The sequence below is a fragment of the Halorubrum sp. SS7 genome, from assembly GCF_005435055.1.
GTDB classification, from domain to species: domain Archaea; phylum Halobacteriota; class Halobacteria; order Halobacteriales; family Haloferacaceae; genus Halorubrum; species Halorubrum salinarum.
This window is the reverse complement of sequence record NZ_SGXV01000063.1, coordinates 1-2198: the sequence shown is the minus strand read 5'-3', so window position 1 is coordinate 2198 and position 2198 is coordinate 1. Positions and strand designations below refer to the sequence as shown.

Here is a 2198-nt window from a genome sequence, read left to right as displayed (position 1 = left end):
ACCATCTTCGAGGGGATGACCCAGCGCGTGGCCGCGACCGCCATCGTCGCGTGGCTCTGGGCCGGCATGTTCGCCGAGACGCTCCAGGTCGGCGGGTTCGTCGAGGGGCTCATCTTCGCGGCCGACGCCCTGAACGTCGGCGCGACGACGTTCCCGGCCGCCGCGTTCGTCCTCTGCGGCCTGCTGGCGACCGGGATCGGCACGGGGTACGGCGCGACCGTCGCGTTCGTCACCCTGTTCTTCCCGGCCGGCGTCCTCATCGGCGCGAACCCCGTGCTGCTGTTCGCCGCCATCCTCTCGGGCGCCGTCTTCGGCGACAACCTCGCGCCCGTCAGCGACACGACGATCGTGAGCGCGGTGACCCAGGACGCCGACATCGGCGGCGTCGTCGCCTCGCGGTTCAAGTACGCGATCGGCGCGGCCGTCCCGGCGTTCGCCGCGTACCTGATCGCCGGCTCCGTCATGGCCGGCGTGAACCTTGAGGGCGCCGCCGCGCTCCGCGAGTCCGCGAACGCCCTCGGGCTGGTCCACCTGCTCTCGATGGCCGTCGTCATCGCCACGGCGGTCGCCGGCCGCCACATCGTCGAGGCGATCTCGTGGGGGCTGCTCGTGGCGGTCGCGTTCAACCTCCTCTTCGGGCTCTCGGCCGCGAGCGACATCGTCGTCTTCACCGTCACCGAGGCCGGGGCGCTCTCCGGGCTCCCGGTCGTCGAGGTCGGCGAGACCGCCGGCGTCGGCGGGAGCCTCTACGCCGGCGCGGTCGGGTTCTTCCCGCTCATCGTCCTCACGCTCCTGATCGTCGCGATGGCGCAGATCATGATCCGCGGCGGCGGCTTCGAGGCGATCCAGACGTTCCTCCTCGACCGCGTCGCGACGACCGTCCGCCGCGCGGAGCTAACGATGGTCCTCGGCACCGCGACCATCAACGGGATGATCACGATCAACACCGCGGCCGAGATCGCGATCGCCCCGTACGTTGCCCGCATCGGCGAGAAGTTCAACATCAACGGCTACCGGCGCGCGAACATCTTAGACGCCAACACCTCCGCGCTCGGCTACATCTTCCCGTGGGCCGGCGGCGTGCTGGTCGGCTACCAGGTGATGGTCGGGCCCGACGGCCTCGGCGCCGAGTACGGCCCCGAGATGGTCGTCAACCCCATCGAGGTCGTCCCGTACGTCTTCCACGGCTGGTTCCTCGTGGCGATATTCGTCCTCGCCGCGATCACCGGCTTCGGGCGGGAGTACATCCCCGACCGCGTCTCCGAGGAGGTGTCCCGCGCATGAGCGTCTTCGACAAGTTCCTCGCGGGCTGGTCGTTCCGCGGCCCGACGCCGGACTACGCGGCCGGCGACGTCCTCGAGGTGATGGTGACCGGCGAGGGGAGCGGCGGCGCCGGCGAGGGCGGTGACCACGTCGCCCGCATCGGCGACTCGACGCTCCGGATCGAGGGCGCGCCGCCGGACGCGGTGAACACCCGCGTGATCGTCGACGTGGAGTCGTGGGACGACACGAGCCACAGCGGCCGTGCGACCTACCGGAAGACGGTGGGCGAGAGCGCGTTCTAATCGGTATCGAGGACGTATTTTTTCGAGGCCACCGCTCCGACGAGTCGCCCGTACATCGCCGCTTCCGAACCTGCGGCGAACCCTTTTGATCCCTCAGCCGCTCGCTTATAAATAGTCGACTGCGGAGCGACGACGAACATCTCCGAAGCCCCAGCCGCGAGGACTCGATGCGCTCGCTGTGGTCCTCGGCGCTCACTCCGTTCGCGCCTGCGGTCCTTGCGTCGCGCGTCTTCGCCCTCGCGACTGCCCCTTCGAGTCCGCCCGCAGCACCGCAACCGCAGCCTCACTCCTCCCCAGCCTCGCGGCTCCCTCCGCTTCGCTCCAGTCGCCGCGTCCCTCGCGCGTGCTCCTCGCGGCCTGGCGGCCGCTCGTTGGCACGCGCCACCGCAGTTGTGTTTTTAAATAGCAGATCGTCGGAACGGGGTTCAGCCGCCGCGAATCCGCGGGAACCGGGCCCGGACCGGGGCGCTTTTTATGACCACGCTCGAACCGTCGGGTGTGCTATCGGTCGAGCTCCACGCGCACTCCGCGCTGTCGTACGACGGGCGCGACCCGGTCGACCTCCTCTTGGAGCAGGCGGCCGCGGTCGGGCTCGACGCGCTCGCCGTCACCGACCACGACGAGATCGACGCC

3 protein-coding genes are annotated in these 2198 nt (G+C 70.1%); all 3 read left to right on the top strand.

Features of this window, described 5'->3' with window-relative positions; translation table 11 throughout:
• The coding region (locus EXE44_RS16470; RefSeq protein ID WP_137717952.1) for a Na+/H+ antiporter NhaC family protein at positions 1-1284 on the top strand (1284 nt) is incomplete at its 5' end.
• Positions 1281-1565 carry a hypothetical protein gene (locus EXE44_RS16465; protein WP_137717951.1) on the top strand — a complete coding sequence of 95 codons (285 nt, stop codon included), beginning with the start codon at positions 1281-1283 and terminating at the stop codon, positions 1563-1565. The genes EXE44_RS16470 and EXE44_RS16465, both read left to right, overlap by 4 nt.
• 498 nt (positions 1566-2063) lie before the next feature.
• Positions 2064-2198: PHP domain-containing protein (locus EXE44_RS16455; RefSeq protein WP_137717949.1), on the top strand; the 135-nt coding region annotated here is incomplete at its 3' end.